Genomic DNA, 14,856 nt, shown 5'->3' with positions numbered 1-14,856 from the left:
CGGGTGAGTTCCCCCGATACCTCTCCGAAGCCCGCGAATCTGCCCCTCGACACCGTTCTCCGGATGGTGACGGCCCTGGGACTGATCGCGGGCTTCGGCGTGACCGGACGTCAGTTGATGATCACCGACTTCCCCGTCGACATGATCATCTACCGCTCGGGAGTCCGCGCCTTCCTGGAAGGCCGCGAGATGTACTCCGTGCCCATGTACGCCGGCGATCTTGCACTGCCGTTCATCTATCCCCCGTTCGGCGCCCTCATCCTGGTGCCGCTGAGCGTCTTCGACCGCATCCACAGTGACCTCGCCGGTGACATCATGGTCCTGGTTTCTTCGGCGCTGATCCTCGTCTGCCTGTGGTTCGTGCTGCAGGCGGTGACGCGCGGGAGCGTCGACAAGCTGGGTCTGGCGGCCCTGACGGCGGCGACCTGGCCGGTGGCGTTGCTCATCGAGCCGGTATGGCTCAACGCCGGGTTCGCGCAGATCAACGTGGTGATCATGGCGCTGGTGGTCCTCGACCTCGTGCCTCGCAAACGCTTCCTGCCGCAGGGCAGCCTCATCGGGATCGCGGCGGCCATCAAGATCACTCCCCTGGCGATGCTGCTGTTCTTCCTGCTGCGTAAGGATTTCCGGGCGATCATCGTCGCGGGCGTCTCCGGTCTCGTCGCCACGGGTATCGCGGCACTGCTCCGCTGGGACGCCACCGTGGACTATTTCTCCACCGTCCTGCTCGGAATGGGCACCGACAGCGAGTTCGGCGTGAGCACCGTCTACCAGTCGAACAGCTCGCTGAAGGGCATGCTCATGCGCTGGTGGACCAGCGACGCGGCACTCGATGCAAACAGCACCCTGACCAACCTCATCTGGCTGGTGCTCGCGCTGCTGACGATCGGATTCGGCGGCTGGCTGATGATTGCGCTCTTCCGGCGCGACATGCTTGTCGACGCCGCCCTGGTCAACGCCCTCATCATGCTGCTGATCTCCCCGGTGTCCTGGTCGCACCACTGGATCTGGCTGACCCTGCTGCTGCCGGTGCTCGCCTGGCGGTGCCTGACGGTACTGCGCGCCCCTGTGGTTCTGGGCGCGCTGGTGTTCCTGTGGGCGGCACTCGTACTCACCCAACCCCCGAAATGGTGGTACGGCGATGCCATCGACATCCACTACCTCACCGGAGTGGAGAAGTTCCTCGTCTCCGATTTCGTGTGGCTGGGCATCGCCGTACCGGTTGCCTGGGCCTTCGCCCTGCGGCGGGTTAAGCGAGCGGGTTGATGCCGGCGCCGAACCACCACAAGGCGATGCCTCCGGCGATGGCCAGCAGGAGGAAGAGCCAGGAGCTGAGCAGCGGGCGGCGGGCCCAGCTGCGGCCGTAGTCGAGGGAGACGAAGCCCGGACCGGTGAACTGGAGCGCCAGGGAGCTGCCCAGGAGCACCAGCGACAGCCACACCGATTCCGGCCAGGCGAAGACGTTGAGTCCGGCGCCTGAGGTGCTCAGCTCGTGCAGTGCGGTGAATGAGGTCGCGATGGTCGCCAGCATGGCGAACAGCGGCGTGATCAGGCCGAGGACCAGGAACACGCCCGCCGCCAGCTGCAGCGACGGGATGACGATCGCCAGGCCCTCCGGAGCGAGGTACCCCGCATAGTCGGACTGCAGACCGGACAGACCCGGGTTTCCGCCGAGGCGGAAGAAGGTGCCCACAGCCTCGAGGATGAGCCAGAGGCCCAGCATCAGACGGACGATGAACAGGCCGAAGTCGATGGTGCCGCGACGGTGGTCCGGGGTCTCCGACTCCGTCACCGCGGTGGTCTGGTCGTAGTTGGCCGCTGCGGGTGCCACCGGGGGTGCCGCCACCGGAGCGGCGGCCGGGGCCATCGTGGTCGGCTGGTCCTGCTGGCGGTCGTAGGCGAAGGTCTGGTACGCGGTGCTGCCGCCCGGCGCGGCGAAATCCTGGTCGGCATAGGTCGGCTGGGGGGACTGCTGGGATGCCGGGATCTCCTGCGGTGCCGCGCGATTGGTGCGGCCGAAGACGCCGGCACCCGAGGTTTCGGGGAACTGCGTCGTGGCGTTGTCGGCGCCACCGGCGGGGAGTGAGCTGGCGGCAGTCGAACCGGCACCCGTGAAAGCGGGGCCCTGGTCGGCGGCTTTGTCGTCCTGGTGGTAGGTGGGCACGTCGAGGCCGTCTGCGTCGTACGAGCCTGCGCGATCGGGGGTCGGGTTCTTGTTGCTCATACCGCCAGGTTAGGACAATGCGGGCCTACGGGTCCGACTTGAAGGGGCGCGCCGTGTTGCGAAGAACGAACGAATCGGTCACGGACAGCGTGTGGGTTCCCTTGTCCGCGCATCATGTGCCTTTCGGGCGGCCGGGCGCGTCGGGGGTGTCACGGCCGTTGACGGTCCGCGTTCCACCGACTACGGTTGTTGATATGACAACAGATGCTCACCTCAACGATTCCTGGGCGGGCGACGCCCAGAACGCCTCCCCCGACGGCGAATTCGTGCGCGACACCAACTACATCAACGACCGCATCACCGCCGACGCTCCGGCCGGCGAACCCACCGAGCAGGCCGACGGCACCTTCCACTGGCCCGTCGAGGCCGGCCGCTACCGGCTCGTCGCGGCACGCGCGTGTCCGTGGGCGCACCGCGCCGTCATCGTCCGCCGCCTGATGGGCCTGGAGGGCTCCATCTCCCTGGGACTCACCGGCCCCACCCACGACAAGCGATCCTGGACCTTCGACCTCGACCCCGGCGGACTCGACCCGGTCCTGGGCCTGCCCCGCCTGCAGGACGCCTACTTCAACCGCTTCCCCGACTACCCGCGCGGCATCACCGTCCCGGCGATCGTCGAGGAGTCGAGCAGGAAGGTGGTCACCAACGACTACCCCACCCTCGTGCGCGACATGATCACCCAGTGGGGGAAGTTCCACCGCGCAGGCGCGCCGGACCTGTGGCCCACGGAGCACACCGAGGAGATGGAGGAACTCAACAAGTGGCTCTTCACCGAGGTCAACAACGGCGTCTACCGCTGCGGCTTCGCCGGTTCCCAGGAGGCCTACGAAGCAGCCTACGACCGACTCTGGGCGGCGCTGGACACCCTCGAGGAGCGCCTGTCCACCCGCCGCTACCTCGTCGGCGACCACGTCACCGAGACGGACATCCGCCTGTTCACCACACTGGTCCGTTTCGACCCCGTCTACCACGGCCACTTCAAGGCCTCCCGCAACAAGATCACCGAGATGCCCAACCTGTGGGGCTACCTGCGTGAGCTCTTCCAGATCCCGGGCTTCGGCGACACCACCGACTTCACCGAGATCAAGGAGCACTATTACATCGTGCACACCGAGGTCAACCCCACCCAGATCGTGCCGAAGGGCCCTGATCTGAGCGGCTTCGCCACCCCGCACGGCCGCGAGAACCTCGGCGGGCAGCCCTTCGCCGAGGGCACCACCCTGCCCGGCGCGGTGCCCGCCGGCGAGGGCCTGAAGAACCCGGAGCCCTTCCAGAGCTAGAGGATTGATTCCAGGGGAGTCGCTACCCGAAAATAAAGCGAGGGTGTTCAGGATTGATGTTGTGGACAACAACCTGAACACGGGCCCGACCCCCGGAAAGTAGACACGGGGGTCGGACCCGGGAGCAGTCTTGAGAATCGCTCAGGACGGTCCACCATGAGGGTGACGTTCACCGCCGCGGTACAGGCCCTTTGGCCTGCAGTCTCCATAGCGAGGTGACTTCCTTCGAACGTGCGGCGTGTAGAAGGTCTGAGCTGTCTTTCGCTCGCCTGTGGGTGGGCGTCGTGTCGAGCCGATCGATCACGTGAAGCCCCGCCTCGTCAATTGCGTCCAGAAGTATCTGTCGACTGCGCAAGCCAAGCAGCTCGGCGAGATCAGAGAGGATCAACCAACCCTCTCCGTCATCCGTGAGGTGACGCGGCAACCCGGCCAGAAATTGCAGCAGCATTTTGCTACCGGGGTCATACACTGCCGCATCGAGTGTGGTTGTGGCGCTGCCCGGCAACCACGGTGGGTTGCAGACGATGAGCGGCGCCCGTCCTGCAGGGAACATGCTGGTCAACTGGGCCTCTGCCATGCCTTGCATGCCCAGTCGAGCGAAGTTGTCGTTCGCGCAGTCAACCGCACGCCGGCTGAGGTCTGTTCCCAGCACCTTTTTCACGCCACGGTTCACGAGTACTGCGGCCAGTACGCCAGTGCCGGTGCCAATATCGAACGCCAAATTCCGATTGTTCAGCGGTGCACGGGCAACAAGATCGACATACTCGTGACGGGTGGGCAAGAACGTACCGTAGTGAGGGTGAATCTTCGCGTTCAAAGCGGGAACGTCCACGCCTTTCAAGAACCATTGATAGGCACCTTGCACCCCGATCAGCTCTTGCAGACTCACCACGGCCCCCTCTTCGCCGGAGCTGAGGCGCTGCTCGTATCCGAACTCAACCGCCGGACCAACTTGCGGGGCCCGGGACAAAGGCACTATTGCGCTCCCGCTCTGTGCGTCAAAGGTGAGCGGCACCAGAACCAACGACATCATCCGCGAACGTTGGGCTCTGGCCTGACGGATACGGTAGAACTCCTCTGCATCGGTCACGACAGGCTGAGCCGCCGACCGTCCCCCGCCCTTTGCCAGGCGTCGATCCATTGCACTCAAAATTTGTTTTGCGTTATGGAAGTCGCCCAGCCATAGCATTGCCGTGCCCTGAGCTGCATACCTCATTGCCTGAGCTGTGCTGAGCCGGTCATCGACCGCGACAAGCTTCTTGGGCGCTACCCGGTCATTTGCCGACCACCACATGGCTGAACCTGCCACCCCGTCGTGTTCCCAGGTCAGCAAGTCTTGCGCGGCGAACTGGTCCGGAGTAATGGGAATCAACCTCGTTCAATAACGGTGCTTCAGAAGCCTGCAGCTGCTGGCACCCGCAGGCACATCCACCCGCTGGTCGTATCCGCGACGAGGGGCAGCATGAATGTGCCGAAGATAGGTTCGGTTGCGTCATCATAGCAGGATGCCGCTCCCTGAACACCGCCGGCGTGTGGTGGTGGAGCCGGCACGCCGCTAATCAGCTCAACGAGGCCCCCCCTTAAGGTCGGTGTGCTGATGCCGATGGGCCGGCCCCTGAACCCCAGGAATCAATCATCCAGGGTTCCGGCGGCAGCTCGATCGCTGCCGCAGCCACGCTGGCGGTGAGCCTTCCGAGGAGATCGGATTCGAGCCGCCAGCGTTGCCAGTAGAGGGGGACCTCGATGACGGTGGCGTCGAGAAGCACCAGCTCGCCGGAGGCCAGGAGAGGGCCCGCCTGCAGTTCCGGCACCAGCGACCAGCCGAGCCCCACGCGCGTCGCCTCCAGGAAGCCCTCCGAGGAGGGGATCTGGGAGACGGCCCGGTGGCGTCGCACGGCGTCGTCGAGTCGACCGTCGAGGTCCGAATCCTGCAGCGCGTCGTTGGGCCCGAAGCGCAGGGCGGGCATGTTCGCCCAGTCGACCTCGCCGCCGCGGGTGTAGGCGTCACGTAGGCGCGGGGTCGCGACCGCGCGGTACCTCATGACCCCCAGCGGCATCGAGTCGCAGCCCGAGACGGGCGTGGCCTCCCGGGTGATGGCGCCGAGGACGTCGCCGCGGCGCAGCAGGGCGAGGGTGTGCGCCTCATCCTCGATGCGCAGGCGGAGGGTGGCGGACCGGAAGGCGGCCACGTCGGCGAGCACGGGGCGGAACCAGGTCGCGAGGGAATCCGCGTTGACCGCCACCGACAGTGGCACCCGCTCCAGCTGCCCCCGGAGACGGGAATCCGTCTCCGCCTGCAGCAGCGCCATGCGGCGCGCCGCCTGGACGAGGACCTCGCCGGCCTCGGTCGCGGTCGCCGGGCTGCTCCGCCGGACGAGGACGCGCCCGGTGGCCTTCTCCAACGACTTGATGCGCTGGCTGACCGCCGAAGGCGAGACTCCCAGCACTGCGGCGGCGACCTCGAAGCTGCCTTCGTCGACGATGGCGAGGAGGGTCTCCAGATGGACGGGATTCATGAAGCAATTCTAAACCAGGGTGAGGGAATGTAACTGGCCTTCATCTGCCCTTCGCGCGAGACTGGAGAGCATGTCGATCGTGCTCGCCGGGCTGCTGCTCGGATTCTCCCTCATCATCGCCGTCGGCCCACAGAACCTGCTGCTCATCCGCCAGGGGGCGCGCCGTGAAGGCGTCACGGCGGTCGTCCTCGTCTGCCTGCTTTCCGACGTCGCCCTGCTCACCCTGGGCACCTTCGGCGTCGGCGTCCTCGTCGATCGCGCTCCCCTGGTCCTCGCGGCCCTGAAATGGGCGGGCGTGGCCTACCTGGCCTGGTTCGCCTTCGCGGCGCTCCGCGACGCCACACGTGCCGGACACCGCACAGGCGCCGTCGTCGTCGACGAGGGGGAACCCCACGGCGAGGAGGCCGGCGGTGGCGGCACCGCCCTGGCCACGCGCGTACGGCCACAGCGCACCTGGGTCAGGCCCATGTGGACCGCGGTGGCCTTGACCTGGTTGAACCCTTCCGCCTACCTGGATTCGCTGGTCATGATCGGCGGCCTGGCCAACCAGTACGGCGACCCCGACCGCTGGCTGTTCACCGGCGGCGCACTCCTGGCGAGCCTCATCTGGTTCCCCGTCGTGGGCTACGGGGCGGGCCTGCTCTCCGGCCCCCTGTCCAGCCCGAAGGTGTGGCGCGTGCTCAACGTCCTCATCGCCCTCGTGCTGGCCGGGCTGGCCCTCAAGCTTGCCGCGATGTGACCATGTGTTCCCGGGCCGGAGGGTGGCGGCTTTGCTACAGGATTCAACTTTTTCGGTTTTCAACCATTCCGCACATAGACTGGGCCCATGCCTGAAGAATCCGTCCAGTGGTTGACCGACTCGGAAACCCGCACCTGGCTGGCCCTGTGGTCGGTCAGTGAGTGGTTGCCCACGCGCCTCGACGAACAGCTGAAACGCGATTCCGGCCTCAGCCACCGCGACTACTTCACCCTGGCGCAGATCTCCATGGCCCCCGGGAAACAGATCAGCATGTCAGAGCTGGCCCGACTCTCGAACATCTCCGCCTCCCACCTCTCGCACGTGGTCACCCGGCTGGAGAAGCACGACTGGGTACGCCGCCACTCCGATCCCCATGACCGACGGACGAATATCGCCACCCTCACCGACGAAGGCCTCGAGTTCATCCGCGGCGCCGCCCCCGGGCACGTCTCCGAGGTGCGCCGCCTCGTGTTCGACTCCCTCGACGCCGAAGAGACGGAGGTCCTGGGGAGGCTGCTCAACAAGGTGCTCGGCGGCGTCAGCCCCTCGGCGGCGGCCCGGGGCTGAGGCCTGCCACCGCTCCCCCGCTAGTCGCCGTGCACGCGGGATGCGGTGGCGTCGGCCCAGATGTTGATGCCGGCGTCCCGGGCGATGTCGTCGATCGCGGTGAGTTCCGCGGCAGTGAACTCGAGGTTGTCGAGGGTGTCCAGGTTCTCGTCGAGCTGCGCGACCGAGGACGCGCCGACGAGCGCGGAGGCGACCGTCTCCACGCCGTAATCGCCCTGCTCGCGCAGGACCCAGGCCAGCGCCATCTGCGCCAGGCTCTGCTCGCGCTCCTGGGCGATGTCGTTGAGGCGTGCCACCATCTCCAGGTTCTCGGGGGTGAGCATGTCGTCCGAGAAGGACTTCCGGGCAGCCACGCGGGAATCCTCCGGCACCCCGTCAAGGTACCGGTTGGTGAGCAGGCCCTGGGCCAGCGGCGAGAACGCGATGACGCCCAGACCGTTGTCCGCCGCGGAGGTCAGGAGCGATTCGCCGTCTTCGCCCGGATCCTCAACCCAGCGGTTGACGATGGAGTAGCTCGGCTGATGGATGAGCAGCGGACAGCCCTCCTCCGCCATGAACTGGGCGGCCTCGGCGGTGAGTTCCGGGCCGTAGGAGGAGACGCCCACGTAGAGGGCCTTGCCGGCGGCGACGATGTCGCGCAGCGCATAGAGGGTCTCCTCCAGCGGGGTCTCCGGGTCGGGGCGGTGGTGGTAGAAGATGTCCACGTAGTCCAGGCCCATCCGTTCGAGGGACTGGTCCAGCGATGCGGTGAGGTACTTGCGTGACCCGCCGAATCCGTACGGGCCCGGCCACATGTCCCACCCCGCCTTGGAGGAGATGACCAGCTCGTCGCGGTGGGGGGCGAGGTCCTGACGCAGGATCCGGCCGAAGTTGGACTCGGCGCTGCCGTAGGGCGGGCCGTAGTTGTTGGCCAGGTCGAAGTGCGTGACCCCCCGGTCAAAGGCCCGGCGGACGATGTCGCGCTGGGTCTGGAGGGGCTTGTCGTCACCGAAGTTGTGCCACAGCCCCAGGGAGATCGCCGGCAACTTGAGACCGGAATGCCCCACCTTCCGGTAGGGCATGGTCTCATAGCGGTCAGAGGCCGGCTGGTATCCGGGGGTCGTGCGTCGTTGGAAACTCATGACCCCCATTGTGCCCCGCGCGTCGGACGGGTGTCGAGACGGGTGCTTACTTGACGAGGCCGAAACCGCCGGTCCAGCCGATCTTCTCCGCACCGGCCAGGGTCAGCTGCAGGAATCCGACGGCCTCGAGCTCATGTGCGCGCTTGAGGCTGCCGGCGTCCAGCGCGTCGAGGCCACCGGCGGTGACGTCCTCGACGAGAGCGGCCTTGGCCGCCTCGTCGTCACCGGCCACCAGGACGGTGGTGGTCAGGTCGCCGACCTTACCGGTGCTCAGGGTGGCGGCGAAGGTGGTGTTGAAGGCCTTGAGGACCGACGAGTCGGGCAGCTTGGCCTGGATCTCGGCGGCAGCGGAGGAACCGACCGGCACGACCAGCTCATCGAAGGTGTCGAAGTTGAGCGGGTTGGTGATGTCGATGACCGTCTTGCCGGACAGCTCCGCACTGCGGTTGGCGAGGATCTCCTCGACGGCCGGGTAAGGCACGGCGAAGACGACGACGTCGCCGTCGAGAGGGGCGGTGGCGGAGTCCTCGCGGGAAATCAGGGTGACGGTGGCGCCACCGTTGGTGAGCACGCCCGCGATCGCGGTGGCCATGTTGCCGGTACCGAAGATGGTGTAGTTGGTCATGGTGTTGTTCTCCTTGTGGGTGTCTCGCTGCTGGGCGGTCATGGCGGGCTGGACGTTCTTACCGAAGAGTTTGTTGATGAGGTCTCTGATCACGATTCCCACCCTAGACCCCAATGGTTGAAATTTCAACCCTTTCGGAAAAAAGAAACCTGAGACAGGCGGGAACGCCTGCTCAGGAGACTTTCTCCGGTCAGGCCAGCTTCTCCGCGATGAGCTTGTTCACCTGGGCCGGATCGGCCTTGCCGCGGGTCGCCTTCATCACTGCGCCGACGATCGCGCCGGTGACCTTGGTGTTGCCCGCGCGGTACTTCTCCACGATGCCCGGGTTCGCGGCGAGGGCCTCATCGACGGCGGCCTCGATGGCGCCGTCGTCACGCACGACCTCGAGCCCACGGGCGGCGATGACCTCGTCGACATCCCCCTCACCCGCGAGGACGCCGTCGACGGCCTGACGGCCGAGCTTGGTGGTCAGCTTGCCCTCCTTGACCAGGGCGATGACGCGGGCGACGTGGGCGGGGGTGATCGGCATGGCACTGAGCTCGGTGTCGGTCTCACGTGCCTTGGCGGCGATGTAGTTGCCCCACCAGGCGCGGGCCTCATCCGGGGTGGCGCCTTCTTCCACGGTGTCGATGATGGCGTTGAGCGCGCCGACGTTGACGAGGTCACGCATCTCGGCGTCACCGAGCCCCCACTCTGCCTGGATGCGGGCGCGGCGGATCCACGGGAGCTCCGGCAGGGTGGCCCGGATCTCCTCGACCCACTCCTTCGGCGCGATGACCGGCGGGAGGTCCGGGTCGTTGAAGTAGCGGTAGTCCTCGGCGGACTCCTTCGGACGGCCCTTACGGGTGGAGCCGTCGAGCTCCTGGTAGTGGCGGGTCTCCTGGACGATCTCCTCGCCGTTGACGATGGCCGCGGCCTGGCGCATCATCTCGTAGCGCACGGCCTGCTCGACGGACTTGAGCGAGTTGATGTTCTTGGTCTCGGTACGGGTACCGAACTCCTCCTGACCGATCGGACGCAGGGAGAGGTTGGAGTCCACGCGCATGGAACCCTGGTCCATGCGGGCGTCGGAGACCCCGAGGGCGGCGACGAGCTCACGCAACGCAGTGACGTAGGCGCGGGCGATCTCGGGGGCGCGGGCGCCGGCCCCCTCGATCGGCTTGGTCACGATCTCGATCAGGGGAACGCCGGCGCGGTTGCAGTCGACGAGGGAGGTGGTCGCACCGTGGATGCGGCCGGACTGGCCGCCGACGTGGGTGAGCTTGCCGGTGTCCTCCTCCATGTGGGAACGCTCGATCTCGACGCGCCACTCCGTACCGTCGTCCAGCACGATGTCGAGGTAGCCGTTGTAGGCGATCGGCTCGTCATACTGGGAGATCTGGTAGCCCTTCGGCTGGTCCGGGTAGAAGTAGTTCTTCCGGGCGAAGCGGGAGGACTCGGCGATGGTGCAGTTCAGCGCCAGGCCGATCTTGATGGCCCATTCGACGCCCTTGGCGTTGACCACCGGCAGGGCGCCGGGCAGGCCGAGGGAGACGGGGTCGACGTTGGAGTTGGGCTCGGCACCGAAGTGCGCGGAGCTGGTGGAGAACATCTTGGTCTCCGTGGCAAGTTCGACATGGACCTCAAGGCCCATGACGGGGTCGAACTTCTCCAGGACCTCGTCAAAGTCCATCAACTCATGAATCGCGGCAGTCATGGCAGACAGTCTAGCGCTAGGCTTCCGGGTCATGAGCACCGTCCCCGTCTCCATCGTCCGTGGTGGCACCAGCCGCGCCGTGTTCCTCCCGATGTCGGAGCTGCCCGCGGACACGGCGGCACGCGACGAACTGTGTCTGCGGCTCATCGGTTCGCCGGACCCCGTGGCCGTCGACGGTCTCGGCGGCGGTGTGTCCTCGAACAGCAAGGTCATGTTCGTCGGCCCCTCGACACGCCCCGACGCCGACCTGGAGAGCCTCTTCGCCCAGGTCTCCCCCACCGGGCCGGTCGTCGACTGGGCGGGCAACTGCGGCAACATCTCCGCGGCGGTTTCCGCCTACGCGCTCGACGAGGGCATGCTCCACCGATCCGGCGACCACGCCGTTGTCCGGGTCCGCAACCTCAACACCGATTCCCTGCTCGAGCTCTCCCATCCGCTTGTCGACGGCCGACTCGCCGATGCATCCGCGCGTATCGACGTCCGATTCCTCCACCCCGGAGGCGAGAAGACCGGCGAGATCTTCCCCTGTGGCCGGATGAGCGTGATCGACGGTGTGGAGGTCACCCTCATCGACGTGGCGAACCCCGTCGTCATCGCGCGTGCCGCAGACCTGCCCGATGTGTCCCTGGAAAGGCTCGAAACGCTCCGGACTGCCGCGGGACGGGTGATGGGCATCCCGGACTCCCCCGCCATTCCCCGGGTCGCGCTGGTCGAACCTGCAGGCGGCCGACTCCGGGTCCGGATGACCTCCCTGGGAAGATTCCACCACGCCCTGCCCGCGACGGGCATCCTCGCACTGGGGGCGGCCGTCGCTCTGGGCGGCACGGTCATCGACCTCCCCCCGGCCCCGGAGGTGGAACTGATCCACCCGAAAGGAACAGTGACGGTCTCAACGCGCGTCAACGGCGACAGCCTGGAGTGGGTGGCGCTGGCCCGCACCGCGCGGATCATCATGAGGGGCGAGGCTACACCCCCTCCAGGATTTCCTTCAGCCTGCTGAGGTCACGTCCTACAGCGGCCACGTCGGCGTGGATGACAAGGCTGACGTGAATGCTCTCCATGCCGCCAGGTCAGGTGAGACGGGCATAGACCTGCGCGTACGCGCGCGCCAGGGAATCGACGGTCTCATGGGCGTTGAGTCCGCTGGGGTTGGGCACGACCCAGGTCTCGGCGCCACCGATGCTGTGATCCTGCAGGCCCACGCGGGCCTTCGGTCGGGAGAACGCCGTGCGGTAGACGCCGATGCCCGCCACCATGACCAGCTGCGGGCCACCCCGGGCCGCGCGCTGCTCCGCGACCAGTGAATCCAACGCGGCCCCGCCCGCGCGGATCTCCTCCCGGCTCAGCTCCGAGGCGACTGCCGTGGCGCGGGCGACGACGTTGGTGAAGCCCAGTCCGCGGCGGGCGAGCATGGCGGCATCCTCGTGGCTGAGCCCCTCGCGGGCGTCGACAAGCCACTGCGTGATTCCTGCGGCGTGCAGCGCCGGCCAGAAGCGGTTGCCCGGCCGGGCGAAGGGGGCGTCGACACGCTCCGTCCAGAGCCCGGGGTTGATGCCCACGATGAGCAGCCGACAGGAACCGAGGTTGAGGTCGTGCACCTAGCCGAACATGGCCTGGGCGGTGACCCAGCGGTCCATCGGCACGGTCTTGAGCACGCCGACGGCCTCCTGGAGCGGGATGTTGACGATCCGCTCGCCGTGCAGCGCGACACTCGTACCGAACTCTCCACGGTGGGCGGAGCGGGTGGCGCGCACGCCGTAGCGGGTGGCCAGCACACGGTCGAAGGCGGTCGGGGTGCCACCGCGCTGGATGTGTCCGAGGACGGTGGTGCGGACGTCGTGGCCCAGGCGGTCATGGATCTCGTCGGCGATCTGCTGGCCGATGCCGGTGAACGTCTCGTGCCCGAACTGGTCGACGCCGCCGGACTTCATCTCCATGGTGCCCTCCATGGGGGCGGCACCCTCGGCGACGACGATGATCCCGTACTTCTCCCCCATCTGGAAGCGGCGTTCCATCTTCTTGCAGATCTCCGCGATGTCGAAGGGGACCTCGGGGATCACGGTGTAGTGGGCGCCGCCCGCCATGCCCGCGTGGAGGGCGATCCAGCCGACGTGGCGGCCCATGACCTCCACGATGAGGATGCGGTTGTGGGACTCGGCGGTGGTGTGCAGGCGATCGACGGCGTCGGTGGCGACGGCCACGGCGGTGTCGAAACCGAAGGTGTAGTCGGTGCCGTTGACGTCATTGTCGATGGTCTTGGGCACACCGACGACAGGGATCCCGTTGTCCGCCAGCCACTTTGCGCCCTTCAGGGTGCCTTCGCCGCCGATCGGGATGAGGGCGTCGATGCCTGCGTCGGCCAGGTTCCCCTTGATCCGGTCGATTCCGGCCTTGAACTTGTCCGGGTGCAGACGACCGGTGCCCAGGATCGTGCCGCCCCGCAGGAGGATGCGGTCGATGTGTTCATCGTCGTAGAGGTCGATCCGGCGGTCCTCCAGGAGGCCCACCCAGCCATCCTCGTAGCCGACGACAGTGGAGCCGAACTCGGCGCTGGCGGTACGGACAATACTGCGGATGACGGCGTTGAGGCCGGGGCAGTCGCCGCCGGACGTGAGGGTGGCAAGTCGCATGCGCACTACTCTAGCCCGCGGATGTGGGATCAGCACGGAAGAACGCGACCGCCACCAGACCGAGCACCAGGACCGCCGCCGGAAGGAGAAGCGCGCCGGCCAGTCCCGGGATGAATCCGTTCAACTCCGCCCCGACCTGCATCGCGGCACCCACTGAAGCGGCACCGAGGACGGCCCCTGTCTGGCGGGAGGTGTTGTACACACCGGAGGCGGCACCCATGTGGGCGATCTCGACCGAGCGCATGGCCGTTGCGGAGTTCGGCGCCCACACCAGGGCGTTGCCCACACCCAGCAGGACGGCGGAGAGGAGGAAGAGGATGACGGGGGCGTCGGAAAGCATCACCAGGGAGGTGAGCACCAGCGCGACGATCATCGAGCCGAAGCCGGTGACGGACAGGGCACGGGGATGGATACGGTCGGCGGCCCGGCCGATCAACGGGGAGAAGACACCGGCGACCACGGCCATGGGGATGAGCATGAGGCCGGCCTGCTGCGAGCTCAGGCTCCGGCCGTCCTGGAGCCAGAGCATGATGGGCAACATGATGGAGGAGACCGCGAAACCCATGGTCGCGATCGAGAACACACCGAGTGAGTAGTTCCGGTTGCGGAAGATCTCCAGCGGGACGAGAGGTTCGGTCCCCCGCCGGAACGCCGTCGACTGGAGACGGATGAACAGACCGGTCAGCGCCACACCGGCAGAAAGCAGCGCCAACGACCAGGCCGGCCAGTCGAGGCCCGGCCCCTGTTGGATCGCCACGACCAGGGAAACCATGCCCAGCAGGGAGACGACCACCGACACCGGGTCGATCTGCCGGGCGAAGGTGGGCAGCCGGGGCACCCACAGTCCGGCGAGGATGAACGCGAGGACACCGACCGGCAGGTGGACGAGGAACACGCCCCGCCAGCCGAACTCGCCCACGACGAAGCCGCCGAGCACGGGGCCGACGAGGCTGGCGACCGAGCCGACCGCACCCCAGGCACCCAGTGCCGCGCCCCGCCGCTCGCGGGGGAAGACACGGTTGATCACGCTCATCGTCTGCGGGGTGAGGATCGCCGCGCCCACGCCCTGCGCCCCGCGCGCCAGGATGAGCAGTTCCAGGGTGGGTGCCAGCATCGAACCCAGCGCCGCGACCGTGAACACGACCACGCCGAACCGGAAGAGCGTGCGCTGACCGAACCTGTCGCCCAGGCGGCCGGTGAACAGCAGCGGGACCACCAGACACAGCAGGTAGATCGACGTCACCCACACGACCTGGTCGAGGCGCGCGCCGAAGTCCGCCATGATGCCCGGGGTCGCCACAGCGACGATGGTCTGGTCCAGGAGGATCATGAAGAAGCCCAGACACAGCGCGGCAAGTGCCCGCCAGGCCTGGGGTGGGGGCAGTACCGTCGACGGGGCGGGGGTGGTGCTCATGGCGAGAACTCTAGTCCTGCCCCTCCCCCGACCCCTCCCGTAGG

14 protein-coding genes are annotated in these 14,856 nt (G+C 67.2%); 5 read left to right on the top strand and 9 right to left on the bottom strand.

From position 1 onward, the window contains the following. Positions 1 to 3 precede the first annotated feature (3 nt). Positions 4 to 1,266, top strand: coding sequence for a glycosyltransferase family 87 protein (locus tag CETAM_RS05665; protein ID WP_231587601.1), 1,263 nt, complete (start codon positions 4 to 6; stop codon positions 1,264 to 1,266). On the opposite strand, the gene CETAM_RS13810 is transcribed toward CETAM_RS05665, so the two are convergent. Next, entirely contained in the window at positions 1,250 to 2,224 is a 975-nt protein-coding gene (locus CETAM_RS13810) for a DoxX family protein (RefSeq protein ID WP_156227795.1), read from the bottom strand. The two genes, CETAM_RS05665 and CETAM_RS13810, sit on opposite strands and share 17 nt — an antisense overlap. 194 nt (positions 2,225 to 2,418) lie before the next feature. On the opposite strand from CETAM_RS13810, the gene CETAM_RS05655 reads away from it, so the two are divergent. After that, complete coding sequence (locus CETAM_RS05655; RefSeq protein ID WP_156227793.1) at positions 2,419 to 3,504, top strand: glutathione S-transferase family protein; 1,086 nt, start codon at positions 2,419 to 2,421, stop codon at positions 3,502 to 3,504. A gap of 169 nt (positions 3,505 to 3,673) precedes the next feature. Here the strand turns inward: CETAM_RS05655 and CETAM_RS05650 are convergent, their stop codons facing one another. Then, complete coding sequence (locus CETAM_RS05650; protein ID WP_231587600.1) at positions 3,674 to 4,876, bottom strand: methyltransferase; 1,203 nt, start codon at positions 4,874 to 4,876, stop codon at positions 3,674 to 3,676. 208 nt (positions 4,877 to 5,084) lie between these two features. Then, on the bottom strand, positions 5,085 to 6,020 hold the full coding sequence (locus tag CETAM_RS05645; RefSeq protein ID WP_156227791.1) for a LysR family transcriptional regulator ArgP: 936 nt from the start codon (positions 6,018 to 6,020) through the stop codon (positions 5,085 to 5,087). A gap of 70 nt (positions 6,021 to 6,090) precedes the next feature. On the opposite strand from CETAM_RS05645, the gene CETAM_RS05640 reads away from it, so the two are divergent. Both CETAM_RS05640 and CETAM_RS05635 read left to right on the top strand, forming a co-directional pair. Then, positions 6,091 to 6,759: a LysE/ArgO family amino acid transporter gene (locus CETAM_RS05640; RefSeq protein WP_156227789.1), complete on the top strand. Its 669-nt coding sequence runs from the start codon at positions 6,091 to 6,093 to the stop codon at positions 6,757 to 6,759. A gap of 87 nt (positions 6,760 to 6,846) precedes the next feature. Continuing rightward, on the top strand, positions 6,847 to 7,326 hold the full coding sequence (locus CETAM_RS05635; protein WP_156227787.1) for a MarR family winged helix-turn-helix transcriptional regulator: 480 nt from the start codon (positions 6,847 to 6,849) through the stop codon (positions 7,324 to 7,326). 20 nt (positions 7,327 to 7,346) lie between these two features. Here the strand turns inward: CETAM_RS05635 and mgrA are convergent, their stop codons facing one another. The 3 genes from mgrA to gatB all read right to left on the bottom strand — a co-directional run bounded on the left by mgrA (position 7,347) and on the right by gatB (position 10,768). After that, on the bottom strand, positions 7,347 to 8,447 hold the full coding sequence (gene mgrA / locus CETAM_RS05630; RefSeq protein ID WP_156227785.1) for an L-glyceraldehyde 3-phosphate reductase: 1,101 nt from the start codon (positions 8,445 to 8,447) through the stop codon (positions 7,347 to 7,349). 46 nt (positions 8,448 to 8,493) lie between these two features. Next, positions 8,494 to 9,072, bottom strand: coding sequence for an NADPH-dependent F420 reductase (locus CETAM_RS05625; protein WP_197085833.1), 579 nt, complete (start codon positions 9,070 to 9,072; stop codon positions 8,494 to 8,496). A 190-nt stretch (positions 9,073 to 9,262) separates the two neighbouring features. Then, on the bottom strand, positions 9,263 to 10,768 hold the full coding sequence (gatB, locus tag CETAM_RS05620; RefSeq protein WP_156227783.1) for an Asp-tRNA(Asn)/Glu-tRNA(Gln) amidotransferase subunit GatB: 1,506 nt from the start codon (positions 10,766 to 10,768) through the stop codon (positions 9,263 to 9,265). A gap of 31 nt (positions 10,769 to 10,799) precedes the next feature. Here gatB and CETAM_RS05615 point away from each other — a divergent pair, with 31 nt between their 5' ends. Continuing rightward, positions 10,800 to 11,768, top strand: a complete 969-nt coding sequence (locus tag CETAM_RS05615; protein ID WP_231587599.1) for a PrpF domain-containing protein — start codon at positions 10,800 to 10,802, stop codon at positions 11,766 to 11,768. A gap of 70 nt (positions 11,769 to 11,838) precedes the next feature. Here CETAM_RS05615 and CETAM_RS05610 read toward each other — a convergent pair whose 3' ends face one another. The 3 genes from CETAM_RS05610 to CETAM_RS05600 are packed head-to-tail and all read right to left on the bottom strand — an operon-like array spanning position 11,839 to position 14,812. Beyond that, positions 11,839 to 12,366 carry a mismatch-specific DNA-glycosylase gene (locus CETAM_RS05610; protein WP_156227779.1) on the bottom strand — a complete coding sequence of 176 codons (528 nt, stop codon included), beginning with the start codon at positions 12,364 to 12,366 and terminating at the stop codon, positions 11,839 to 11,841. After that, entirely contained in the window at positions 12,367 to 13,398 is a 1,032-nt protein-coding gene (locus tag CETAM_RS05605) for a 6-phosphofructokinase (RefSeq protein WP_156227777.1), read from the bottom strand. Positions 13,399 to 13,408: 10 nt separating this feature from the next. Beyond that, complete coding sequence (locus CETAM_RS05600; protein ID WP_156227775.1) at positions 13,409 to 14,812, bottom strand: DHA2 family efflux MFS transporter permease subunit; 1,404 nt, start codon at positions 14,810 to 14,812, stop codon at positions 13,409 to 13,411. Positions 14,813 to 14,856: the final 44 nt, after the last annotated feature.

The organism is Corynebacterium comes, assembly GCF_009734405.1.
Taxonomy (GTDB): Bacteria; Actinomycetota; Actinomycetes; order Mycobacteriales; family Mycobacteriaceae; genus Corynebacterium; species Corynebacterium comes.
The sequence above is the reverse complement of the archived record's forward strand: the minus strand, read 5'-3'. Positions and strand labels throughout refer to the sequence as shown.